A 23987-nucleotide genomic window follows, 5' to 3' on the forward strand; every position below is an offset into this window, starting at 1 on the left:
CGCGGAGTCGATGCAGACTCGTAGTCGAGCGCAACGCAGATCAGGGGACGACAAAGAAACCGAAACCGGTCAGTCCCGATTTCCTGCGCACCGGCGAAAAGAAACGGGAGCCAAGGGCTCCCGTGGTGATGAAAGGAATGCGCGTGGGGTGGTGCTACAACAAGCCGGCTTCGGCGAACGAGTACGGGCTGCCCTTGCCGACGATGAAGTGATCCAGTACCCGGACATCGACGGTGGCCAGGGCGCTCTTCAGCCGCTCGGTGATCGCACGATCAGCGGCCGAGGGCTCGGTGTTCCCCGAGGGATGCTGATGCGCCAGGATCAGCGCCGAAGCGTTGAGCGCCAGCGCACGCTGGACCACCACCCTCGGATACACCGAAGTCTGGTCGACCGTGCCCTGGAACAGCGGCTCGAAGGCGAGCACCTGGTGCTGGTTGTCGAGAAACACGACGGCGAAGATTTCGTTCGGCTCCGCGACCAGTTTCAGGCGCAGGTAGTCGCGCACGGCGGCGGGACTGCCCAGCGCCGGACCGGCCTTGAACACGCGGTTCTCCAGCAGGGTGATGGCCTGCTGGATGATCCAGTCTTCGTGCTGGGCGGCGATCAGGGTGAGCGACTCCGGGCGGGAGTCGGCGATGGCAAGAGACATGGCGAACCTCCAATGGATGAGATCGGAGGGCGCCTGCCCCAGGAGGGCAAACCCTCCGGGGGACGATGGGGATGGAACAGGTGACGAGCGGGCATCCACCACCGCGGATGCGGTGGCTGTTCGCGTCAAGGGATGCGATGCGAACGGGTTTCGATCAACGCGGACGAGCCGCGCCGCAGCCTTGAAGATCGATGGCTACCTGGGCATGTCACCGGCGACGCCGGCGGGCATGTCTGGGGAATGGGCGGGTTCGGCCGCGGTCGTGCTGCCGGCGGCAAGCAGGTCGATGGCCGACAGCAAGGCGTCGCCTTCGACGGGGCCGTGCAGCAGGAGGGTCTTGCCGGACTCGCGGTCGCGCAGTTGCAGGGCCGGCGTGGCCGCGAGGCCCTGCTGTGCGGCTTCCGCCGCCTGAGCACGGATGACCGCATCGGGGCGATCGCTGTCGAGACAACCCTGCATGGCTGGCGTGAGGTCGGGATAGCGCAGACCGTCCGGCAGGCCCTGGCCGTCGCCGCGCGTGTGCGCATAGAGCCACGCCACGGCCTGCCAGAACGTGGCATGTCCGCCCGTCTCGCCCGCGCACTCGGCCAGGCGTGCCCCGGCGGTCGCGGCCGGCTCGTGCATGGACAGCGGCAGGTGGTGCCACTGCCAGTTCACCTCGGGATGGGCGTCGATCCAGCGCTTGAGTTCGGGGAAGTAGGCCCGGCAGTACGGACACTCCAGGTCGGCGTAGCCGACCACCGTGAAGCGCGCATCGGCACGGCCATACAGCCAGGGCGGGCCAGCCGGTTTCGGCGCCTCGGACCCGGCGGCGGCCAGGGGCATGGACTCGGTTGCCGGATGCGGCGCGCGCAGCAGCATCCACCAGGCAACCGCAATCGTCACCACGATCAGCAGACCGATCCAGGGATGACGGCGGGCGAATGAGGGCAGGCGCATCGTGTCGCTCCCGTCAGGCCAACGTATCCAGCGCCAGCGGTTCGATGCCCCGCGCACGGTCGATCTTCTCGGCCACGCGGAAGGCGGCGTCCAGCTCGCTGATGCCGTGCTGCTGCATCAACTGGAAGCGTTCGGCCTTCTCTTCGGGCTCGGTCATCGCCATCGCCAGGTAGAGGCTGGGCGGCACGGCGCGGAACAGCACTTCCATCGACTTGGACAGGATGACGCCCTCGCTGAACTTGCCGGCCTCCTTGCGGGCCGAGAGCATCAGCGCCTTCTGCGAAGCGTTGAGTTCGCGGAAGCGCGCGATCTTCTCGACTTCATCGGGCGGCATCGACAGGCAGATCCACCACTCGATCATGTTGAGCATGGGCTCGGCCGCTTTCGGCAGGTCGTCCAGGTTCTGCGTGGCGAGCCAGAACCAGGCGCCGAGCTTGCGCCACATCTTGGTGATCTTGACCACGTAGGGCGCGAGCAGCGGGTTCTTCGTGATGATGTGGCCTTCGTCCGTCACGTTGATGATCGGGCGGCCCAGGAACTGGTCGCGCTCGGCGATGTTGTTGACGGTGTTGATGAGCGAGATGTAGGCAATCGAGAGTTGGGCGTTGTAGCCCTCGCGCGCGAAGGTGGCGAGATCCACGATGGTGATGTCCGCCTCGGGCCACGGCGTGCCGGACCGGTCGAACATCTCGCCGTCCACGCCTTGGCAGAACATGTCCATGGCGTCGGCCATCTCCAGCAGCCGTGCGCGCCGCATCTCAGGCAGCGTGGCGTCGCGGGCGCGCTCGCGCAGCGCCTCGCGCACGTCGCGGGTCAGTACCGTGCGCTTCTCCGCTACGCAGCGCTGGGCCGCATCGAGGATGCACTGGCGGATCAGGCTGCGGTCGGCGCGCGTCATGCGCGCTTCTTCCTTGTCCTCGCCGCCGGTGATCATCAGCCGTGCAGTGATCTCCAGTTCGCCGAGCACGTCACGCTGCTCATCGCCTTCCACGGCCATGCCGGCATCGGTCTGGTCTTCGTCGAGCGCATCAGCGTCCAGCGTCTGTACCTGGCTCGGCGTATCGACCAGGCGCCAGGCGTCGGCGAACGGAGCCAGACTGACGCCCGCGCCGGGCGCGAGCTTCACCCGATGCACGGTGAGACCCAGCCGTGCGGCGAAGTCGCCGAACAGGCCGAAGCTGTTGCCCGCCTCGACGATGAACAGGCGCGGCCGATAGATCGCCGTCACCTGATTCAGGATGTTGTTGAGCGTCGCGCTCTTGCCCGAACCCGTGGGGCCGAACAGGAACAGATGCGCGTTCATCTGCCGGTCGAGGCGGTTCAACGGATCGAAGGTGATCGGCCCGCCGCCGCGGTTGAAGAACGTGATGCCCGGATGCCCCGTGCCCTGGCTGCGGCCCCAGACCGGCGCCAGGTTCGCCGCATGTTGCGCGAACATGAGCTGGGTGTACCACTGGCGCTTGTCGGCAGCCGGATCGAACACGCACGGCAGCCAGCGCAGATAGCTGTTCAGCGGCGCCACCTCGTCTTCCTCGCGCACCGGCTGCAGGCCGGCGTTGAGCATCACGTTGACGAGCTGCAGGCCGCGCGCATCGAGCTGGGCCAGGTCGCGGCCGCGCAGGTAGAACGCCAGCGCGCCGCGGTAGAGCTTGTGCGCACTGCCGATCAGGCCGCGCGCCTGCTGCACGTCCTGCCGGGTCTGCTCCGAGGCCAGGGTCTCGCCGACGGCCTTCCTGGCGAGGTGGTTGAGGTGTGCCTCCAGCACGTCCTGGGGCGTGGCGACCAGCGTCAGGCACATCACCGTGTCCTCGGGCATCTGGTCGAACAGCGCGTTCATGGCGTCGCCGCCCTTGCGCGTCTCGCCCGTCAGATGGCCCGTCACGGGTGGCGTGCGCAGGCGATCCATCACGATCACCCGATGCGGCATGCCGTCGAAGAACCACAGGCCGTTCGGCACGTCCGAGCGTGGCTGGCCGAAGAACAGGCGCTGCGCGAAGTCGGTGCCGCTGGCGAGTTCGATCTCGCCCTCCTCCCGCTCTTCCGGGTAGCGGGTCAGCGCGTAGAAGCGTTCCCGGTCTTCGGCAGTGGCGCCGAGCAAGGTCGGATTCGGGTTGAACCAACGCAGGAGCCAGGCATGGATGTCCGCCGCGCCGAGACGCCGGGCTTTCATGCCGGCATTGGCCAGCCCGCCGACGAGGCGGTCGCAGATCGTGGTCAGCGCCTGCTCGGGCGACTGGCCACGCCGCGGGGCCGGGGCCGCAGACGTGCGGCGGTAGACCACCATGCGCACGCGCCGGACCTGGCCGCGCCACGGCAGGCGCGTCACCGTGGTGTCCTCGAACAGGCCACCCGGCTTGGCGATGGCCCGCAGGTGATGGGCGAAGAAGCGCAGGTAGAAGTCGCTGAACGCGCTGCCCTGCGCACGCGGCTGCAGATAGTTCGCCAGGGAGCGCAGATAGTTGTCCCAGTCGGCCTCGTCCTGGGCGTAGAGCTGCACCACCCAGGGGTTGTCGTCCAACTCGTCGAAGGAGTCCTGCAGGGCGTTCTCCAGCGCATCGCGCGCCTGCCACAGCCAGGCCATCTCGCGGCCCTCGGTGCCGACCGGCGCCAGCTCGAAGAAGGCCGCCACCGACTGGCCGTCTTCCAGCAACATGCACTTGGTGTCGGGCAGGTACTCGACCCAGGGCAGCAAGTCCGCGAACGACGGCGCGACGCCATAGAGCGCATCGTGGTCGGCCTGGGTGGCCGGTCTGCGCCGGCCCCGGCCGAGCGCACTGCCCGGCTCGGCGACACCCTGTGCCGCCAAGGCCGTCACGTGCCGTGCCCAGGCATCATCGGCCGCATCCACGGCGTCAGCAGGCGATGCGTCGCCCTTGCGTGACCACGGCAGCGACCAGGCCATCAGTAGTCCTCCACGCGCTCGCCCGGCATCGCGTACTGCACGCGCTGGTAGAGCGGGAACACCGTGCTGTAGCCGGGCACCGGCACCGGGTCGGTGCCCGCCAGGTGCGGGAACACGTACATCACCAGGTCGGGGTTCGGCAGGCGGTGGAACTGGTGGTGAATCTCGTTCTGCGCGGTGCGGGTGTAGCGCGCCTGCACGCCGGGCGCCGCCTGCACATCGGCATCGGCCAGCGACCGGCGCAGGCCCTGGCGCGCATCGAGCAGTTGCCGCGCGGCCTGGCCGCCGCCCGCGCTGCCGCCGGTCTCCTGATGCCAGATGTCGAGCATGGTGCTGTCGCCGTGTGGCAGCAGCTTCTCCTTGCTGGTGGCGCAGCCGCCGAGCAGGGTGGCCGCCAGCAGCACGGCGGCCGCGTCAATCCAGATCCGAGGCATGGGCTTCTCCGGTGCGGTGGTGGACCCGACGCCCCTTGGCGTCGTAGTCGATGTCGAGTGGTTGCTCCAGATGCACGGCCACCTTGGCGCCAGGCTGCACGTAGACCGCCGCGAAGGCCTGGCCGTAGAGCTTGTTGACCCAATCGGCCATGTCGCGCACGCCGCCCGCGAGGATGCGGCCCATCGCTTCGTTGCCGCTGATGCCGACGGTGCCCAGCGAGCCGTTGCTGTTGGCGACCACGGCCACGCTGCCGTTGTCGGACTTGATGAGCGAGGCCGCGCCGGCGCCCGCTGCGGTGATGAGCGCCTGGCTGCCCAGGTACTGCTGGGCGTTGCTGCGCCGCTCGCCGCTGACGCAGGGAATGCCGTAGGGGTCACTGATCCAGCCCAGGCCGCCCTGGATGCTGGCGCCGTTGTGACCCGCGTTGCCGCCGCTGGTACCGCCCTTGCCACTGTCCTCCGGCACCGTGCGGATGGTGCCGTCCTGGAACACGAACGTGACCGAGCGGATTTGCCCGCGCACGCACGAGAGCGTCCAGTCGCCCGAGGCCGTGCCGCTGACCACGGCGCCGGCCACATCGGGGATGTCGATGCCGTTGGCCGTGAGGTTGTCCGGGCCGATCAGCACCTTGAAAGGGTACGGGTCGTTGACGGTTCCATCGATCGGCACGCGCCCGATCAGCGCCGTCATGGCAACCGACCCCATGAGCGTCGAGTTCGATGGCACGGTGTAGACGGCCTTCGTGGATGCGCCCACCGCGCGGCTGCCGACGTCGGCGACGGATTCCACTGCGGCCGACAGGCTTTTCTGGGCCGGCCCGAAGCTCAGGGGAAAGCTCGGCTCCTTGCTGCCGTTCTTGGCGTCGACCTTGGCATCGTCGGGCTCGACCCACTGCGTGCCATTGGTGCCGCGGTTGAAGCGCTTGCCGTCACCCTCTTCCAGCCCCAGCCCGACGGGCAAGTCGGACGGGCCACCCTTGCCGGCAAGGCCGTCCAGTTGCCGCTGCAGATCCTGCAGCAGCCCCTGGGTCTGCTGCCTGTCGCTGGCCACCTGGGTGCGTTCCTGCTCCAGGCGGTTGCGCTCGCCCTCCAGCGCGCTCTGGATGCGCTGGTCGATCGCGCTTTCCCGCGCGCGCAGGCGCTCGTTCTCGGCCTTGTGCTGCTTGTTGTCGCCGAGCGCGCTCTGCAGCTCGGTGCGCAACTGCTTCACCTGGGCCACCAGCGTGGCGACGGTATCGCGCGGCGTGTCGCCGGCGATGCCCAGGGCTTTCATCTCCTCGGGCGTGAGCGTACCGGCCGCGCCCTTGGGGGCGGGCTGGCCGCCGGGGGCGCCGGAGAACAGCTTGATGCCGACGAACACCAGCAGCAGCGCCATCGGGATCAGCAGCCACTTGAGCAACGGATTACTTTTCATCGCGCGCTCCTCCGGTCGAGCCGGCCGCGGCGGCCGGCGGCAGGTTCACGCTGGCGTCGATCGGGCTCAGCGCCGGCAGCAGCGACTCGGCCAGGCCGTGGCCGCGCGTGACCAGGTAGAGCACCGTGGTGTCGGACGCGGTGCCGGCCGGCCCCAGGTTCGGATGCTGGAAGGTCGCCGCCACGAAGTTTCCCTGCAGGGCGCGCGGGTCGAGGTCGAGCCAGCGCGCCGAGGTATTGGTGAGTCGCACGGCCGTCACCCACTGGTCTTCCAGGCGCCACGCGGCCAGTGCCCGCGCGTGCACCGGCAACGTCGGCAGCAAGGTGTCCAGCGCGAGGCCGCGGCGCAGGTTTACGCGCCCGATGCCGGCGACCGGCTCGACGGTGCGCAGCGGCGCGTACAGGTTCTGTGCGGCATGGCGCGTCAGCACGACCGGTACCGGCGTTTCGCGCCGGGGAACGGATTTGCCCGCGGGCGCATCGGCCTGCTCGTCCGCGCCGCTTGCTGCACCGCCGCCGTAGCGCTTGGCGGGGGCTTCCGCATCCACGATGCGCACCGGCTCCAGCGGCGCCTGGCCGTCCTTCGCCGGCTCGGCGGCGATGTCGAGCAGGATCACCGCGCCGGATTCCACGTCCTGCAGTTGCAGCCGCGTGGGCGGAATCGGCTCACTCGCCCGCAGGTAGATCGCGCCGCCCGCACTCTGCACACGCAGGTGGTCGCCGACGCTGGCCGGCACGCCGACGCGTACATTGCGGTCGATGAAGACCACGCGCTCCTGGCCAACCACCAGCGGCACCGGCAGGGGCAGCCGCTCCCAGCGCAGGATTTCCACGGCCTGGCTGGCCGGCACGAAACCGAGGATCAGCAGGACGCCGGCCAGGGCCGACAAGGCAATGGGCTTCATGGGGAGTCTCCCTGCAGGTGGCCGGAGGCGTTGGTGGGCGCTCCGGCCTGGGTCGGCGTCGGCGGCGTTTCGATGCGCTGGGGTGCGCTGGCGTAGCAGTCCAGCGCCAGGCCAAAGGGGTTGCGCTCAGGGTCGATGTCCAGCCGGACGACCTTGATGGGGTAGCGCACCAGGGCGCGCTTGACCTGCTCGGAGCCGTAGTATTCGTCCGCGCTCACGTCGAGCGTGACGATCCAATCGCGGTCGGAGAGCACCTTGACCCGCGTGGCCGGATCATCGCCGTAGCCGCGGCCGGGAATCTCGTAGATGCCACGCACGCGCTGACGCAGCTCGCCACTGGCGCGCCGGTACTCGTAGTCCTGTTGCAGAAAGGCCCGGCAGCTCGGCGTCAGGTAGGCCGACAGCGCGCGCAGGTTGCGCGGGTAGTCTTCTTCGCCGTTCGTGGGCCAGCGCTGTACCTGCTGCCAGATGTAGAAGGAGAAGGCATACACGCTCTCGGGCGGCACGTCCCACCACTTGCGCGTGCTGCCCGAGCGCAGGTCCGGCGGCACATGGATGGTCAGACTCTTCGGCGCACTCCACCAACCGAAGCCGAGCAGCAGCGCCACCACGAACAACGCGCCGGCCCCCAGACGCAACGTCTTCACGTGCGCCTGCAGGTGCGCAACCTCGTTCCTGAAACGGCTCATGGCGTCCCTCGATCGGCGTTGCGCCGGGTCGCCCAGTAGCCCGCGCGGGTGATGAGGCGCTGCCCGCCCAGGAGCGCTGCCAGCGCCGGGTGCCGCAGGGCCAGCCGCCACTGGAGCTGCCGGTACAGCCAGGTGTCGGGCCGGCCACGCTTCTGTGCGCGCAGGAAGCCACCGCCGACGAAGACGCCCAGCGCGATGCCGGCGACGATCAGCGTGGGCACCATGGCGATGCTGTGCGTGAGCCAGGCCAGCGGCAGGCCGAGCGCGAACCCGGCGGCGGCCGACAGGCCGGCGCAGATCCACAACTCGTCGGCGGTCAGCCCGCGCACGACCACCGGCTGGCGGTTAAGCCGGTGCGGCAGGAAGGTCACCAGCATGTCGCGCGGGGTCTCCGGAGGTACGGCCATCGCTTGCCGCCCTCACAGCACGCCGGTGGCCTTGGTGAGCAGCCAGATGCCGACCACCAGCAGGATCGCGCCCACGGCGACCGTCAGGCCGAACTGGCCCCAGGTGGCGCGGCCGGTGTGGATCTCCGAATAGCGCGTGTAGGCGTGATAGCAGACACCGACGAACATCGAGGCGACCACGAGCAGCGCGATCAGCAGCACGATGTCGTAGCCGTAGTTCTGCAAGGTCTGCAGGATGCCGCTGCCCTGGCCGCGCGATGGGTCTTCCATGGTCGGCAGGCCCTGCGCGAAGGCCGACAGCGGCAGGCCTGCGAGCGCCAGCGGCAGCAGCGGTGCGGCGATGCGGGACGAAATGCGATGGGGTGTCGGTGGCATGTTCATGGCGTATGGCCTTTCGTGACGGTCAGGAGAGGAGGAAGAAGGTCAGCACCAGGTACATCGCCACGAAGCGCACGACGACGGCGAGGAACTGACGTTCAGTGATGCGGTGCTCGGCCCAGCCGACGTAGGCGGTGCGCATGGCCCACACGCCCCACAGCAGCAACACGGCGAACACGAAGCCCAGCACCACGGCAGAGACGGCCGAAGGCGCAAAGCCGCCGTTGGCCTGGAAGGCGGCGACCTGATCGGCAGAGGGCGTCATGGCGACGGCTCCTCGTCGTCGGCGCGGTCGCGGTGGACGTAATCGCCGGCCAGCGGGACGGGATCGCGCGGCTGGGCGCGCTGGGGCACGAGGTAGTCCTGCAAGCCGGCGCGAACGCGCTTCAGGTCGGCGCGCAGTCGGGCGTAGTCGAAGTGGTAGCGGGCGCGTTCCTGCGGAGCGGTATGGGCGGCGTGCTCGGCGAGGCGGTCGATCAGGTCGAGTTGGCGGGCGAGCGCGGCGAGCTGCTCACGCTCCATGGCGAGGCTGTCGGCGGCGACGGCAGGCTGCAGCGCCGAGAACGACACAGCCAACACCACGGCAAGCGCAGGCCATGCGGATGTGCGGCGGTTGGTCTGTCCCATCGTGCCATTCCCCGTTGAAGCGGATGGCCAGATGCTGTGGCGCGCTCTCGCTTTGCGCCGCAGGAAATGGGAACTACGGCATGACCGGATTTGTTGGTCGCGCTGGCCAACATTCGCGCAATGCCTGGTGGATTTCTTGTTGGCTAGCGCCTACCACCCTTTGGTAGAATTGGGCAAACTTGGCAATCCAAAGTCACGAAAGACCAAACCAGATGGTTTTCAGATGAGTGAAGTCGAAAGCGAGATCCTCACGCTGGAGGAAGTCGCGGCCTACCTCAAAGCCGGCAAACGGACGGTCTATCGCTTAGCTCAGAAGGGCGAGATTCCAGCCTTCAAGCTCGGAGGGACCTGGCGGTTTCGTCGCAGCGAGTTGGATCGCTGGATTGCCACGCAGATAGCCGAGAAAACGCAGGACAAGACATGAGCACCCCGCACAACAGCAACAGCCAGGCGGCCTCGCTCAGAGGGAGGGCTACCCGCCCATGAACGCCGTAGAAATCGAACAAGCCATCACCGATCTCGCGGAGCGCCCTTTCGACCGTGCAGAGTTCCCCTACGCCTTCCTTGAAGCCTTCGGCAACAAGGCGACGACCATCAAGCGCCTGCGCGCGGGGGCGTCGAACAAGTCTGACCTCGGCGGTGTTCTCCAAACCAACAACATCCACATCCTGACCTGCGACGCAGGGCGGGTCACGCAGACGCTGGCCGCCCTCAAGGCCAGCCCGGCGACGGCCAAGGCCAAGGCGAAGTTCATCCTCGCCACCGACGGCACGGACTTCGAGGCCGAAGACCTGACCAGCGGAGAGACCGTTGCCTGCGCCTTCAAGGACTTCCCGGACCACTTCGGCTTCTTCCTGCCGCTGGCGGGCATCAGCACCGTCCGCCAGATCAGCGAGAACGCCTTCGACATCCGGGCCACCAGCCGCCTGAATCGCCTGTACGTCGAACTGCTGAAGGACAACTCGGAATGGGGCACGGCGGAGCGTCGCCACGACATGAACAAGTTCATGGCGCGGCTGATCTTCTGCTTCTTCGCCGAGGACACCGACATCTTCGTCGGCAAGGGCCGCTTCACCGAAACCGTCGCGCAGATGAGCGCCAGGGACTCATCGAACACGCACGAGGTTCTCGCCACGTTGTTCCGCGCCATGAACACCAAGCGCGACGACCGGGCAGCAGCCAAGATTCCCCGGTGGGCCGAAGACTTCCCTTACGTCAACGGGCAGTTGTTCTCCGGCGGCGACGAGGTGCCGCGGTTCAGCAAGATCGCCCGGTCCTACCTGCTGCACGTCGGAGGGTTGGACTGGACCAAGATCAACCCCGACATCTTCGGTTCGATGATCCAGGCCGTCGCCGAAGACGAGGAGCGCGGCGAGCTGGGGATGCACTACACCAGTGTCCCCAACATCCTCAAAGTCCTCAATCCGCTGTTCCTCGACGACCTGCGGGAGAAGCTGGAGGAAGCGGATGATAACGCCCGCATGTTGCTCAACCTGCGCAAACGCATTGCCAAGATCAGGGTCTTCGACCCGGCCTGCGGTTCGGGCAACTTCCTGGTCATCGCTTACAAGGAAATGCGCGCCATCGAGGCCGAGATCAACCGGCGGCGCGGCGAGCCGGATCGTGCATCAGAAATCCCGGTCACCAACTTTCGCGGGATCGAGCTACGCGATTTCCCGGCGGAAATCGCCCGCCTTGCGCTGGTCATTGCTGAGTATCAGTGCGATGTGCTGTATCGGGGCCAGAAGCTGGCCCTGGCCGAGTTTCTGCCACTGCGCAATGAGAACTGGATCACCTGCGGCAACGCGCTGCGGCTGGACTGGCTGAGCATTTGCCCGCCAGCTGGTACCGGAGTGAAGGTGCAGGCCGATGATCTTTTTCGCACGCCGCTAGATCAAGCCGAGATCGACTTCGAGAACGAGGGGGGCGAGACGTATATCTGTGGCAATCCCCCCTATCTCGGCAGTCGATGGAGAGACAAGGAGCAGCAAGACGACTTGGCGGCCTTATTCTCTGGTCGCGCGCCTAGTTTCAAGGACTTGGACTATGTCGCCGCTTGGTACTTGAAGGCTGCAGATTATCTTCACGCCGTACCCGATTGTTGCTGTGCGTTTGTCGCCACTAAGTCGATTTGTCAAGGCGAGCAAGTCGCCATGCTATGGCCTCTGATCTTTGGTCAAGGCCTGGAAATATCCTTCGCTTACCGACCCTTTCACTGGAGCAATCTGGCGGCCGCAAACGCGGGCGTGACTGTAGTTATTGTTGGCATCGCATCCGCGCGTTCGAGCAAGAAAACTCTTTTTGAGGGTGATGAAAAGCGCGTCGTAGACAGCATCGGACCTTACCTGATTCCAGTCGGAAACATCATCGTTGAAAAGGCTCCTAGACCCTTAAATGGCTTGCCTCGGATGGACTACGGAAACAAGCCTACAGATGGCGGTAACCTGATATTGGACAGGGCCACGAAGGAGGGCCTTGTTGCGGCACGCCCCGAAGCTGCTCGGTTTATAAGAGCGTATGTCGGCTCCACTGAGTTCATCAATGGCGTGCCACGCTTCTGCCTGTGGGTTGAAGATGAGGAAGTTAATGACGCACGCTTAGTGCCCGAAATTTGTGAGCGGTTTGAGAACGTACGAAAGCTCAGAGCCGAAAGTAAGGGGCAGCAGGCGAACGCGAATGCAGACACGCCCCATCGGTTTGTCTTCGCGCCTCATCGATCTGGGAGCGCGCTGATTGTTCCTCGCGTTTCTTCCGAACGCCGCCCGTACCTGCCTGTAGGGATTGTCGATGATGCGACAGTAATTTCTGATCGGGCTGCGGTGATCTACAGGCCTGAAACGTGGTTGCTCGGTATCGTGGCTAGCCGTATGCATTTGGTCTGGATTGCTACTGTATGCGTCCGCATGAGAATGGACTTTTCTTATTCAAACACTCTCGGCTGGCACACATTCCCAGTGCCGACACTGACCGAGAAAAACAAGGCCGATCTCACGCGCTGCGCGGAGGACATCCTGCTGGCGCGGGAGCATCACTTCCCCGCGACCATCGCGGACCTGTACGACCCCGAGAACATGCCCGCTGACCTGCGTGCCGCCCATGAGCGCAACGACGAAGTGCTGGAGCGCATCTACATCGGTCGGCGCTTCAAGAACGACACTGAGCGGCTGGAAAAGCTGTTTGACCTCTATACCAAAATGACCGCTTCGGCTGCACCGGCCAAGGGCAAGAAGCGCAAAGCGGGAGCCAACGCATGAGCGACAAGATCAAGTCCGTACCGTCCGTTTCCGTCACCTACGCCCGAAACGGCGCATCGACCAAGGCCAATGCTCTTGGAATGCGGCCCATGCAGGAGAGGGCCTACGAGAAGCGGGGCGAGCAATACCTGCTTATCAAGTCGCCGCCCGCATCGGGCAAGAGCCGTGCGCTGATGTTCGTGGCACTCGACAAGCTCAAGAACCAGGGCTTGAAGCAGGCCATCATCGTTGTGCCGGAGAAGTCCATCGGTGCCAGCTTCAACGACGAGCCGCTGTCGAAGTACGGCTTCTGGTCCGACTGGCAGGTCGAACCCAAGTGGAACCTGTGCAACGCGCCAGGCAACGACAACGGCGGCAAGGTCAAGTCGCTTGGCGCATTCCTCGAAGGCGACGACAAGGTGCTGGTCTGTACCCATGCGACCTTCCGCTTCGCGGTCGATGCCTACGGCGTAGAGGCGTTCGACGACCGCCTGATCGCGGTCGATGAGTTTCACCACGTTTCAGCGAACCCGGACAACAAACTCGGCTTGCACCTGGGGCAGTTCTTCGCGCGGGGCAAGACGCACATCGTCGCCATGACCGGCTCCTACTTCCGTGGCGACGCCGAGGCCGTGCTCGCACCGCAGGATGAGTCGAAGTTCGATACCGTCACCTACACCTACTACGAGCAGCTCAACGGCTACGAGTACCTCAAGCAACTCGACATCGGCTACTTCTTCTACAGCGGGCCTTACGTCGATGACATCCTCAATGTCCTCGATCCCGCCGAGAAGACCATCATCCACATCCCCAACGTCAATTCGCGTGAAAGCACGAAGGACAAGATGCGCGAGGTGGAGCACATCATCGAGGCGTTGGGGGAGTGGCAAGGTATCGACCCTGCGACCGGCTTCCAGCGTGTCAAGCGCCCCGATGGCCGCGTGCTGCGGATCGCCGATCTCGTCGATGACGATGCTGCCAAGCGCGACCGCGTGTCCGCCGCGCTCAAAGACCCGGCGCAGAAGAACAACCGCGACCATGTGGACATCATCATCGCGCTGGGCATGGCGAAGGAAGGCTTCGATTGGATTTGGTGCGAACATGCGCTGACCGTGGGCTACCGCGCCAGCCTGACCGAGATCGTGCAGATCATCGGCCGAGCTACCCGCGACGCGCCCGGCAAGACCCGCGCGAGGTTCACCAACCTGATCGCCGAGCCGGATGCAGCCGAGGAAGCTGTCACCGAGGCCGTCAACGATACGTTGAAGGCCATCGCGGCAAGCCTGCTGATGGAGCAGGTTCTTGCTCCGCGCTTCGAGTTCAAGCCCAAGAACCCCGATAGTGGCCCAGCACCGGGTTTTAACTACGGCGAGGGTGGCTACGACCCGGACCGCTGCAATGTCGGCGTCAATGAGCAGACAGGGGCCTACCAGATCGAGATCAAGGGCCTCGCCGAGCCCAAGAGCAAAGAGGCAGCGCGCATCTGCCAGGAAGACTTGAACGAAGTGATCGCGGCTTTCGTGCAGGACAAGCCCACCATCGAGCGTGGCTTGTTTGACGAAGAACTGGTTCCCGAGGAGCTGACGCAGGTTCGCATGGGCAAGATCATCAAGGACAAATATCCCGAGCTTGACGCTGAAGATCAGGAGGCTGTACGCCAGCACGCTATCGCCGCCCTCAACCTCACGCAGCAGGCCAAGCGGCTTGTCACCGAAGGCGAGAGCGACGGGTCGCCCAACACCGCCCTGATCGACGGCGTGCGCCGCTTCGCGATGGACGTGCGCGAGCTGGACATTGACCTCATCGACCGCATCAACCCCTTTGGCGAAGCCTACGCCATCCTCGCCAAGACCATGAGCGAGGACAGCTTGAAGCAGGTCGCGGCGGCCATCTCGGCCAAGCGCACGAGCCTGACGCCGGACGAGGCGAGGGAGATGGCCGTTCGCGCCGTCCAGTTCAAGAAGGAGCGCGGCCGCATTCCGGCGCTCGATTCCCAGGATGCCTGGGAGCGACGCATGGCCGAAGGCGCGGCCGCCTTCATGCGTTTCAGGGCGGAGGGACGCTATGAGTAACTCCGATCTTGACGACCTGGCGGCAGAGCTGGCCGAGTTCGCTCCGGCTGCGAAGAAAAATGGCCGCCCAGCCAGCGAGGAGCGTGTCATTGCTGGCTTCGAGGAAATCCAACGCTTCACAGAGCAGCACGGGCGTGCGCCGCAGCATGGCGAAGCCCGCGACATATTCGAGCGCCTATATGCCGTGCGGCTCGACCGTCTACGCGCGCTCCCGGATTGCCGCGCCTTGCTTGAGCCGCTAGACCATCAGGGCTTGCTTGCTGGGGCACCGACCGTTGCCGCTTCGGCGGACGAAACTATCGACATCGACGACCTGGCTGCCGAACTGGCGGATGTTGCCGGCGCGGACGACATCACGGTCTTGCGCCATGTCCGTACCAGCGCCGAAAAGCGCGCCGCCGAGGAGATCGCGGATCGCAAGCCCTGCGAGGACTTCGAGACCTTCCGGCCCTTGTTCGAGCGCGTGCAAGCGGAAGTCAAAACCGGTATGCGCCAGTCCCAGCCCATCGAAGCGGGCCGCCGTGCGATTGAAGTCGGGGACTTTTTCGTTCTCGATGGCATTACTCTCTACGTCGCCGAGGTCGGCGAGCCGTTGAAAACCACCGCTGGGGAAGTGGACCGCCGCCTGCGCCTCATCTTCTCCAACGGCACCGAAAGCAATCTGCTGCTGCGCTCGCTCCAGCGAGCGTTTTACAACGACCCCGCCGCGCGGCGGCTGGCCTCGCCCGAGAGCGGGCAACTCTCTTTCGGCGGCGAGCTTGAGGCCGATGATGTCGAAAGCGGCACGATCTACGTCCTGCGCTCCCTCTCCGATCATCCCTATGTCGCGCAGCACCGCGACATCATCCACAAGATGGGCGTGACCGGGGGCAGGGTGGAGACGCGCATTGCCAACGCCGAACACGACTCCACCTACCTGCTGGCGAAGGTCGAAGTGGTAGCGACCTACAAGCTCGCGGGCATCAATCGCACCCGGATGGAGAACCTGTTCCACAGGCTGTTCGCGCCCGCGCGGTTGAACATCACCATCAACGACCGCTTCGGTCACCCTGTGCAGCCTGAGGAATGGTTTCTCGTTCCGCTGTTCGTGATCGACGAGGCCGTGGCGCGCATCAAGGATGGCAGCATCACCGGGTACATCTACGATCCCAAGGCTGCGAAGCTGGTGAAGGCGGAGTAGTAGACCAATGATCGTCCGTGGGGGAGGACAGTTTATTAGCTCAATACGATCCATCGACCTGCGCTTTGTAGATGACCTCGTTGACTTCGTTCGTGGTCCTGGGTTCGTGCTCGACTTTTCCGACACGAGCTTCGCGGATTTTTTCGCCTTGGAGCTGAAGGTCAATATTGACGATCCCAAATACGCGGCGAACGGCGGCTCCAAGGGGAAACGGCTGCGCTATTTCCTGCAAAACTGCGACGATGCCACTGCCGTTAGCGCGCTTACGGCCCTCTGGGAGTACCGCTCCGACTATCTTGCCCGCAGCGGCGGCAAGGACCCGGTAATCGATGCGCAGTCGCGCTATCAAGGCTTGATCAATCGTCTCTCCAGCGGTGCGGCTCCGAAGCCAACCCAGCTCCAACCCGTTGTCGATCGTCAGAAGATCGCCACCATAAAAGCCGAGCTGCTGAGGGTCTCCTCGCTCAGCGCACAGGCACGCGGCTTTGCCTTCGAGGGATTCCTCAAGGGCCTGTTCGACGCATTCGGTTTGGCCGCCCAGGAACCGTTCCGCCTTTGCGGTGAGCAAATCGACGGCAGCTTCCAGCTCGGCAGCGAGACCTATCTGCTGGAAGCCAAATGGCATGGTCAGCCAATTGGCGTCGCCGATTTGCACACGTTCCACGGCAAGATTGAACAGAAGGCCGCCTGGACGCGAGGCCTGTTCGTGAGCAACAGCGGCTTCTCCGATGACGGCCTCGTCGCCTTTGGCCGAGGCAAGCGCGTCATCTGTATGGACGGTCTCGATCTCTATGATCTGCTCGATCGCGAGATACCGCTCAACCAAGTTCTTGAACGGAAGGTGCGCAGGGCGGCCGAAACCGGCACGCCCTTTCTTCGCGTTCGCGACCTCTTCCCGAGCTGAGGAGGAGGCGCATGGTGCAGTTCAACGATTGGTGCGACTCCGCGGACACGCCCCTGGGAAATCATCACGTTCGGGTCATGACGGGCCGGCCGGCGGACGCTGCGACCGGCATCCAGGTGACGGCCACGGCCGTCCCCGCCCACTACGCCGCCGAGGAACGCATCGCCGCAGCGCTTGCGAGGCTGGGCAAGGTCGCTGCCGCGCAGATGATCACCAATCTTCTCCCGCAAACGCCGCAGATCCGATCGGGCGATCTCGGCGAGATCTACGCTACGGAATGGATCGACGCGCACAGCGGCTATCGCGCCCCCATCAAACGGCTGCGCTGGAAGGATCACCGCAACATGGCGATGCGCGGCGACGACGTCATCGGCATGCTTCTCGACCCGGCAACACAGCGCCTCCGCTTCCTGAAGACAGAAGCCAAGAGCCGCATCGACCTGCGCGCCCAAACGCTGGAGGAGGCGCGGACCGGCCTGGATAAGGATGGCGGCCTTCCCTCGTCGCATGCATTGTCCTTTATCTCAGCCAGGCTGATGGAGCTGGGCACCGACGCGCCGCTCGTCGACGCCATCGACGAGGCGCTCTATCGGCACGGTATCCCGCCCGAGAGCGTGAAACATCTCCTCTTCACCTTCTCCGGGAACTCCCCGCAAGCGCTGCTGACACAGGCGCTGCAGGCCTATCCTGGTTCATTCGAACAATTGGGTGTCGGCCTGCACGTCGACGGCCATGCCGCCTTTGTTGGGGCCGTCTACGATCGGGTCATAGCCGATGCCAACCACCCCTGACGCGATCACAGCCGCCATCACGGACGCGGCGACGGCAGGCTTTCGCGGCAGGCTCATCGCGCGAGGCCAGGCGCGCGCCATGATCTGGCGTGACGGTGTTCTGCCCCCTGGCGCGCCCGCCTTCTCGCCGCAGCTCAGCTTCGATCTCCACAGTTACGCCTATGGCTTGCTTGGGCTGGGGCTGCGCCTCCTCGAACTCGATGGCGACCCGAACCAGGCACGGATCGCATTCGAACAGGCGGCGACCGCCCTCGAAGCGGTTATGGCCAAGGGCAACCGCGACGAAGCAGACCGCGATTTCCATTTCGTCATGGCGGCGGCCAGCTATCACCTCGCACACCTGTCTGCCCGAGCCTATTCCCTCCTTGCGATCGTGGCCGCCGAGGAGAATTTCTCCCCGATCGAACAGGCGCTCGCGCTGTTGATGCGCCGAGACGTCAACGAGCTGCGCGCACGCGTGTACGCCTTCCGCCTGGATGGTCGAGGATCGGACGCGACCATTGCGGCGCTATTCCAACAACGACTTGTGGAGCCTGTCGCCGCCGACGCGCCGGAGCGCGATGGTCAGGACTTCCTCTTCGAGGGCCTCGATCTCGCCCTGACCGATGCCTTCTTCGGCGCATTCGCGACATTCCTGCTCGCGCTGGATCGCGGCGAGAGAGCCCTAGTCGACCGGGCGATCGCGCAGCTTCGGGAAAACCTCGACATCTGCGCGGAATTGAACCTTCTGCCGCAATGGTGGGTGCATCGGGTCGCCATCCATCTGCTCTCCGACCTCTGGTCGAACACCTTCCACGAGAAGGTCCCGCTACTCCCCGCCGGTGGCGCCGCGGCGTCATGGCCCGGCCTTCGCGAGCTCTTCATCGCCCTGCTCGCTCGCCGCCCGAGGGCCGAGGTCGACCTGTGGCCTTCGCAGACCGAGGCGGCGTCGCGCGCCGTCGATCAGACCGACAATCTCGTCGTCTCGCTGCCGACCAGCGCCGGCAAGACCCGGATTGCCGAATTGTCAATTCTGCGGTGCTTGGCTGGTGGCCAGCGAGTTATGTTCGTGACACCGCTTCGCGCCCTGTCGGCGCAGACGGAAACCACGCTCCAGCGCACCTTCGGTCCACTCGGCAAGACCATCTCCGCGCTCTACGGCAGCATTGGCGTATCCGGCTTCGATGAGGACGCTATCCGCGAGCGTGACATCGTCGTCGCGACCCCTGAGAAACTTGACTTCGCGTTGAGGAACGATCCGTCGCTCCTCGACGACGTCGGCTTGCTCGTGTTCGACGAAGGCCACATGATCGGACCTGGGGAACGCGAGGTTCGGTACGAGGTTCAGATTCAGCGCCTCCTGCGCCGCCAAGACGCCGGTCACCGCCGGATCGTTTGCCTGTCGGCGATCCTTCCTGACGGAGATCAACTCGAGGACTTCTCGGCATGGCTGCGTCGAGACCAGCCCGGAGGCCCGATCAAGAACGACTGGCGACCGACGCGCCTGCGGTTTGGCGAGGTAACCTGGAACTCGCCAACGGCGCGTCTCAATCTTCGCGTCGGCGATGAAAGACCCTTCGTGCCTCGCTTCCTTACCGGCGCGGCGCCGCCGCTGTTCGTACCGCCGAAGAAATTACGCACTCGGCTCTTTCCGGACAGCCAACAGGAATTGAGCCTTGCAACGGCGTGGCGGCTCGTCAGCGATGGCCAGACGGTGCTGATCTACTGCCCCGAGCGCCGAAGCGTCGAGCCGTTCGCCAAGGTTGTCGTCGACTTGCACTCGCGCGGCGCGCTCGCGTCCCTGCTAACGGTTGACCCCGCCACACTCCAAACCGCTATCGCGCTCGGCGAAGAATGGCTTGGCCCGGACAGCGACATCCTCAAATGTCTGCGGCTTGGCGTGGCGCTTCACCATGGGGCCTTGCCGACCGCCTATCGCAAAGAAGTCGAGCGACTGCTGCGCGACAGCGTGCTCAAGGTAACGATCTCATCGCCGACGCTGGCTCAGGGCCTCAACCTGTCGGCCACGGCGGTCGTTATGCATTCGCTCTATCGCCACGGCGAGAAGATCAAGGTCTCTGAATTCAAGAATGTCATCGGGCGCGCCGGCCGCGCCTATGTCGATGTTGAAGGGCTAGTCCTCTTTCCCATTTTCCAGGATTCGCGGAACAAGAAGCATAATGAATGGGTCGAGTTGATCGAGGATCTTGGCGCCCGCGAGATGGAGAGCGGGCTCATTCAGCTCATCCTCTCGCTTCTCATGCGCATGCATGCACGGCTTGGCGGCAATCTCGATCAGCTAATGGACTACGTCGTCAACAACGCCGCGGCATGGACCTTCCCCGAGGTCGCCGGCGAGAAGGCCGACAAGCGCGAGCGGGCGCTGAAGGAGTGGGAGCGTCATATGGCGACGCTCGACACCGCCATTCTCAGCCTCATAGGCGAGGCCGACGTGCAGGATGATCAGATCGAGGCCGCGCTCGACAACATCCTTCAATCTTCGCTCTGGCAGCGTCGCCTGCTTCACGTCGACGACGCATCACGCGCCGCCTATCGCGCCACGCTGCTCACGCGGAGCCGGTATATCTGGGCGAATTCGACTGCCGCTACACGACGCGGCTACTTTCTGGCCGGGCTCGGCCTCGAAGCTGGACATGCGCTGGACGCAATTGCGGCTGCGGCAAACGACCTTCTCGTACAGGCCAACGCAGCCCTCGCAGCATCGGACCATGAGGCGGCAATCGCTGCGATCACCGGCATCGCCGAACGCGTGTTCGCCTTCTACCCGTTTGAGCCGGATCCATTCCCGGCGAATTGGCGCGACATCCTCAGATGCTGGCTGCTCGGGCAGCCGTTGGCAGCGATCGTCGCCGGACAGGAAGCCGAGGCATTGCAGTTTATTGAGGGTGGCCTGGTTTATCGCCTGCCTTGGGCCATGGAGGCCTTACGCGTCCGTGCCGCCGCCAATGGCGATGTCGTCGGCACGCTCGCACTGGCGTTGGACGACTATGAGCTCGGCCTGGCTGTGCCGGCTGTCGAAACGGGGACGATGAACCGCTCCGCCTCGATTCTGATCCAGGCGGGTTTCAATTCCCGGCTGGCGGCCATAAAAGCCGTCACCGACACGGCCGCCACCTTCACGACTGGCGCGGAATTGCGCGCGTGGTTGCGCTCACCCGGCCTCGCGGTCTGGTCGGCGCAACCCAACTGGCCAACGGCCGAGACGCGGGCCATATGGCTCGAGTTCATCCAGGAGTTCGCCCCGTCAGACAATCGGACCTGGGCGCGACGGGATTATCTTGGAAACGTCCAGTGGTTCGCCGCACCCGCGCCTCCCGGAACACCAGTCAGCCTCTTTCATAGGAACGGACAGCCGCTGGTGCTGGCGCCCGACGGGCACGCGATCGGTCTGCTACAGCACCCGCTCAACCCAAATCGGCGCGGTCTTGTGCGAGCGACTGTCGCTCTGAATAACGGCCAGCTCGATCTGAGTTATCTCGGCCCCGATGACCTGTGGGAGGGTTAGAACCGCAGATGACGAAGCCACCTACATACTTCGGCGCATGCGAGTGTGCTGAACTTACAGATACTTCTTGAACGTCGCCGCCGCAATGCACACCGCCACGCCGAGCAGTGCGGCGCTGGGCAGCAGGATCAGCAGCGGGTTCACGCTGACCGGCAGTGCCAGGTAAGTCACCCACGGCAGCACGGCCAGCGGGATCAAGCTGGCCCTGGCGCGGTGATAGATGAACCCCGATTCGCGTCCCGCGCCGAAGCGGCGGATGTCCCGGCGCACCAGGCCGTCCACCAGTCCGACGAAGGCGGTCATCAGGAACAGTGGCAGGGTCAGGCACAGCACCAGCAGCCGCACGAGAAAGACCAGCGTCGTGTAGGCCGCCGCGATCAGGTAGCTCTCCACGTTCACGTAGACCAAGCCGATGTAGTAGCGGAAATCCTTGGTCGGGCGATGGCTGCCGGCGCCGGCCTGCGCCGAGGCGTCGCGTATCCAGTCCAGCAGACCGCTCTTCACGAACAGCCAGTCGTAGCCCAGTTCGACCAGCCGGTGCGCGGTGCGCCCCGGCTCCTGCACCAGCGCGCTGCGCGTGAAATGCGTGGAGAGCTGATCCAGCTCGTAGTGCAGCATGCCCTGCGCGTGGCGCCAGCCCTGCTCGGGCCAGAAGAAGTGCATGCCGACGCATTCGATCAGGATGCACAGCAGCAGCGCGCCGCACAGCACGCCGAAGAAGCGGAACGGCAGCGTGACCAGGCCGGCGATCAGCCCCTGCTGTCGTTGCTGCTGGCGCTGGGCAGCGACGGCCGGATCGCTCATGCTTCGGCCTCTTCAGCGGCGGCCATCCGCTTGAAGTCGTCCAGCAGGTCGTCGGGCAGCGCCTTGTCCTGCAGGCCGGGGATGCCTTGGTTCTCCCACCAGTCTCCTGCCTCGACGTAGTGCTGCCGCATGTAGCCGGCCAGCTCCTGCAGATCCTTCGGCATGGCTTCGTCGGGGTCGGGTGCCGGCAGCGGCATGCGGACTTTCCAGAGGTTGCCGCCCTCGATCAGCGCGAAGCACTGCCCCTTCGGTAGCGCCACCACATGCGCGGGCTCGATCAACGGCACGCTGGTCGTGCTGATGCGGTCCTGCGTGTTGGACGTGAACGCGGTATTGCCGTGCGGGTCGGAGCTGTCGGTGGCGCCGCTCATCAGTGCCGTGGCGTACACCTCGACCTTGGGCAGTTGTCGCGTCAGCAGTTCGGCGGTGGCGGTCTCGCGCACGCGCAGCATGAACAGGTTGTTGAAGTTGCCGACCACCTGGCCGGCCTTGGCACGGTTGCCGATGCGCGCCTCGATGTCGCTCAAGGTCTGCGTGTAGGCCGTCACCTGCACGCCGGCACCGCCGCCCTTGTTGACCATCGGAATGAACTCGTCGCCCATGAGTTCATTGAATTCGTCGGCGTGGACGTTGATCGGAATCTTGGCGCTCACCGCGGCGCCGGGCAGCCCGTCATCGATGCCGAACTTGTAGATGTGACCGGCGACCGAGACCAGGTCGCTGAACATCGAGTTGCCCACCGCCGCCGCGACTTCGGCGTCGGACAGCGCATCCAGCCCCACGTAGACCACCGCGCGTTTGCGGATGACCTGCATCCAGTCGAAGATCGGCCGCGGGTCGGACAGGTCGGAATAGTTCGGTGCGAGCAGTTGCGCGATCTTGCCGGTGGTGAGCTTCTCCAGCAGCGGCAGCAGCGAAGCGACGATCTTGTCGAAGTACGTCCGGTCGTAGCGCACGGCGCTGCGCAAGCCGTCGAGCACCGGGTCATAGATGCGCACCTGGGACAGGTACTGTTCGAGGGCCACCACGCGCTTCTCGCGCCCGATCATGTTGCGCGGGATGTTCTTGTCGTTCAGCTTGGCTTCGAGCTGGACGATGACCTCCCAGGCCTTCGGCTCGTTCTTGGCGAAGTAGTGCTGGGCGTACTCGATGAACAGCGCGTCGATGTTGATGACGTGGCGCTGGATCAGCAGGTAGTCCGGCCGCTGCCCCAGCTCGACGAGGGCGCGGGCGATGATGTTGACGAAGCGCCAGGCGAATTCGCGGAAGGCGGCGCTGTTGCCTTCGCCCGAGAGCTGTCCGGCGATGCGCGTGGCCACCTCGGAGATCCGCCCGAACCGGCCCACCGCGTTGTAGCGCGCCGAGATGTCCGGCCAGCCCAGATGGAAGACGTAGAACTCGCCTTCGCGCCCGGCGCGCTTGGCCTCGACGTACATGCGCTTCAACAGGTCCGCATCGCCCTTGGGGTCGAAGACGATCACCACCTCGTGCTCGCCGCGGACCTTGCGGCGGATGTCCTGGGTGATGAACAGCTCGGCCAGCCGCGTCTTGCCCACGCGCGTGGTGCCCAGCACCAGGGTGTGGCCGACGCGCTCGCCCAGCGGCAGGGTGACGTCGACCTCGTGCGGCTCGATGCCATGCAGGCGCGGCATTCCGCCGAGCGGCGGCAGCGGCCGCGCCGGGTTGAGCGGGCTGTCCCAGGCCAGCGCGCGCGCCAGCGTCGAGACGGGAAACGGCGCGAACTCAAGCCGCTCCTCCAGCCGCCGGGCGGCCCGGTAGATCGCCGTCGGCTCGACATAGCGGCGGAACTCCGGCCGGTAGGTCTGCATCAGCCGGTGCGTGTGCCGCTGCTCCCAGCGAAAGCCCCGGCCGACGAACAGCCGTTGCTGACTCACCGGCACGTCGCGGCTGGTCATCACGTAGCGCGGCAGGCGGCGGATGTTGCGGCGATAGCGCAGGATCGCCCAGGCATCGCGCAGGCGAATCGCGCCGAAGGTCAGGAAGGCCAGCGCCGAGCCCAGGCCGAGCAGCGGATTCAGCGCGAGCGACCACGGTGCCACCAGGCACAGAATCGCGGCGCCGGTGCAGACCGCCACGGTATGAAGCTCCACCGCTGGCCGCAGCAGAACCTCGACCGCATGCGGTTGTGCCATTG

General features: G+C 65.4%; 20 protein-coding genes. 7 read left to right on the top strand and 13 right to left on the bottom strand.

Annotation, left to right across the window (positions count from 1 at the left end; all coding sequences use genetic code 11):
- Window positions 1-154: 154 nt before the first annotated feature.
- The 11 genes from radC to ACMV5O_RS07255 all read right to left on the bottom strand — a co-directional run bounded on the left by radC (window position 155) and on the right by ACMV5O_RS07255 (window position 9343).
- Entirely contained in the window at window positions 155-649 is a 495-nt protein-coding gene (gene radC, locus ACMV5O_RS07205) for a RadC family protein (protein WP_124075402.1), read from the bottom strand.
- A gap of 195 nt (window positions 650-844) precedes the next feature.
- Window positions 845-1588 carry a DsbA family protein gene (locus tag ACMV5O_RS07210; RefSeq protein WP_416162863.1) on the bottom strand — a complete coding sequence of 248 codons (744 nt, stop codon included), beginning with the start codon at window positions 1586-1588 and terminating at the stop codon, window positions 845-847.
- Between the two features lie 13 nt (window positions 1589-1601).
- A complete protein-coding gene (locus ACMV5O_RS07215; protein ID WP_416162864.1) occupies window positions 1602-4490 on the bottom strand; it encodes a conjugative transfer ATPase in 2889 nt (962 codons plus the stop codon).
- On the bottom strand, window positions 4490-4924 hold the full coding sequence (locus tag ACMV5O_RS07220) for a TIGR03751 family conjugal transfer lipoprotein (protein WP_416162865.1): 435 nt from the start codon (window positions 4922-4924) through the stop codon (window positions 4490-4492). The genes ACMV5O_RS07215 and ACMV5O_RS07220 overlap by 1 nt, the downstream gene beginning before the upstream one ends.
- Window positions 4905-6338: a TIGR03752 family integrating conjugative element protein gene (locus ACMV5O_RS07225; RefSeq protein WP_062798442.1), complete on the bottom strand. Its 1434-nt coding sequence runs from the start codon at window positions 6336-6338 to the stop codon at window positions 4905-4907. The genes ACMV5O_RS07220 and ACMV5O_RS07225 overlap by 20 nt, the downstream gene beginning before the upstream one ends.
- Complete coding sequence (locus ACMV5O_RS07230; RefSeq protein ID WP_134586579.1) at window positions 6328-7242, bottom strand: TIGR03749 family integrating conjugative element protein; 915 nt, start codon at window positions 7240-7242, stop codon at window positions 6328-6330. The genes ACMV5O_RS07225 and ACMV5O_RS07230 overlap by 11 nt, the downstream gene beginning before the upstream one ends.
- Window positions 7239-7931: a PFL_4703 family integrating conjugative element protein gene (locus ACMV5O_RS07235; RefSeq protein ID WP_416162866.1), complete on the bottom strand. Its 693-nt coding sequence runs from the start codon at window positions 7929-7931 to the stop codon at window positions 7239-7241. Before ACMV5O_RS07235 ends, ACMV5O_RS07230 begins: the two co-directional genes overlap by 4 nt.
- Window positions 7928-8338, bottom strand: coding sequence for a TIGR03750 family conjugal transfer protein (locus ACMV5O_RS07240; RefSeq protein ID WP_031688119.1), 411 nt, complete (start codon window positions 8336-8338; stop codon window positions 7928-7930). The genes ACMV5O_RS07235 and ACMV5O_RS07240 overlap by 4 nt, the downstream gene beginning before the upstream one ends.
- Window positions 8339-8350: 12 nt before the next feature.
- Window positions 8351-8719 carry a TIGR03745 family integrating conjugative element membrane protein gene (locus ACMV5O_RS07245; protein ID WP_019484549.1) on the bottom strand — a complete coding sequence of 123 codons (369 nt, stop codon included), beginning with the start codon at window positions 8717-8719 and terminating at the stop codon, window positions 8351-8353.
- Window positions 8720-8741: 22 nt separating this feature from the next.
- Entirely contained in the window at window positions 8742-8981 is a 240-nt protein-coding gene (locus ACMV5O_RS07250; RefSeq protein WP_010792128.1) for a TIGR03758 family integrating conjugative element protein, read from the bottom strand.
- Window positions 8978-9343: an RAQPRD family integrative conjugative element protein gene (locus ACMV5O_RS07255; protein ID WP_047335938.1), complete on the bottom strand. Its 366-nt coding sequence runs from the start codon at window positions 9341-9343 to the stop codon at window positions 8978-8980. The genes ACMV5O_RS07250 and ACMV5O_RS07255 overlap by 4 nt, the downstream gene beginning before the upstream one ends.
- A 223-nt stretch (window positions 9344-9566) precedes the next feature.
- Between ACMV5O_RS07255 and mads1 the strand changes: the two genes are divergently transcribed.
- Genes mads1 through ACMV5O_RS07290 form a run of 7 tightly spaced genes read left to right on the top strand, consistent with a single transcriptional unit; the run spans window position 9567 to window position 21028 of the window.
- On the top strand, window positions 9567-9767 hold the full coding sequence (gene mads1 / locus ACMV5O_RS07260; protein ID WP_047335937.1) for a methylation-associated defense system helix-turn-helix domain-containing protein MAD1: 201 nt from the start codon (window positions 9567-9569) through the stop codon (window positions 9765-9767).
- A 58-nt stretch (window positions 9768-9825) separates the two neighbouring features.
- Complete coding sequence (locus tag ACMV5O_RS07265) at window positions 9826-12597, top strand: class I SAM-dependent DNA methyltransferase (protein WP_047335936.1); 2772 nt, start codon at window positions 9826-9828, stop codon at window positions 12595-12597.
- Window positions 12594-14648, top strand: coding sequence for a DEAD/DEAH box helicase (locus ACMV5O_RS07270; RefSeq protein ID WP_047335935.1), 2055 nt, complete (start codon window positions 12594-12596; stop codon window positions 14646-14648). The genes ACMV5O_RS07265 and ACMV5O_RS07270 overlap by 4 nt, the downstream gene beginning before the upstream one ends.
- The gene (locus tag ACMV5O_RS07275) at window positions 14641-15828 is read left to right on the top strand and encodes a GIY-YIG nuclease family protein (protein ID WP_047335934.1); all 1188 of its coding nucleotides are present in this window, start codon (window positions 14641-14643) and stop codon (window positions 15826-15828) included. The genes ACMV5O_RS07270 and ACMV5O_RS07275 overlap by 8 nt, the downstream gene beginning before the upstream one ends.
- A gap of 7 nt (window positions 15829-15835) precedes the next feature.
- Window positions 15836-16732: a restriction endonuclease gene (locus ACMV5O_RS07280; protein WP_162840053.1), complete on the top strand. Its 897-nt coding sequence runs from the start codon at window positions 15836-15838 to the stop codon at window positions 16730-16732.
- Between the two features lie 11 nt (window positions 16733-16743).
- Window positions 16744-17523 carry a Hachiman antiphage defense system protein HamA gene (locus ACMV5O_RS07285; RefSeq protein WP_025513332.1) on the top strand — a complete coding sequence of 260 codons (780 nt, stop codon included), beginning with the start codon at window positions 16744-16746 and terminating at the stop codon, window positions 17521-17523.
- Window positions 17507-21028 (top strand): DEAD/DEAH box helicase, encoded by a 3522-nt coding sequence (locus ACMV5O_RS07290; protein ID WP_047335933.1) that lies wholly within the window; start codon window positions 17507-17509, stop codon window positions 21026-21028. Before ACMV5O_RS07285 ends, ACMV5O_RS07290 begins: the two co-directional genes overlap by 17 nt.
- 54 nt (window positions 21029-21082) lie before the next feature.
- On the opposite strand, the gene ACMV5O_RS07295 is transcribed toward ACMV5O_RS07290, so the two are convergent.
- Both ACMV5O_RS07295 and traD read right to left on the bottom strand, forming a co-directional pair.
- Window positions 21083-21832 carry a TIGR03747 family integrating conjugative element membrane protein gene (locus tag ACMV5O_RS07295; protein ID WP_011805425.1) on the bottom strand — a complete coding sequence of 250 codons (750 nt, stop codon included), beginning with the start codon at window positions 21830-21832 and terminating at the stop codon, window positions 21083-21085.
- On the bottom strand, window positions 21829-23985 hold the full coding sequence (gene traD / locus ACMV5O_RS07300) for a type IV conjugative transfer system coupling protein TraD (protein WP_416162867.1): 2157 nt from the start codon (window positions 23983-23985) through the stop codon (window positions 21829-21831). The genes ACMV5O_RS07295 and traD overlap by 4 nt, the downstream gene beginning before the upstream one ends.
- Window positions 23986-23987: the final 2 nt, after the last annotated feature.

This window comes from Thauera sp. WH-1 (assembly GCF_047806685.1).
Classification (GTDB): Bacteria; Pseudomonadota; Gammaproteobacteria; order Burkholderiales; family Rhodocyclaceae; genus Thauera.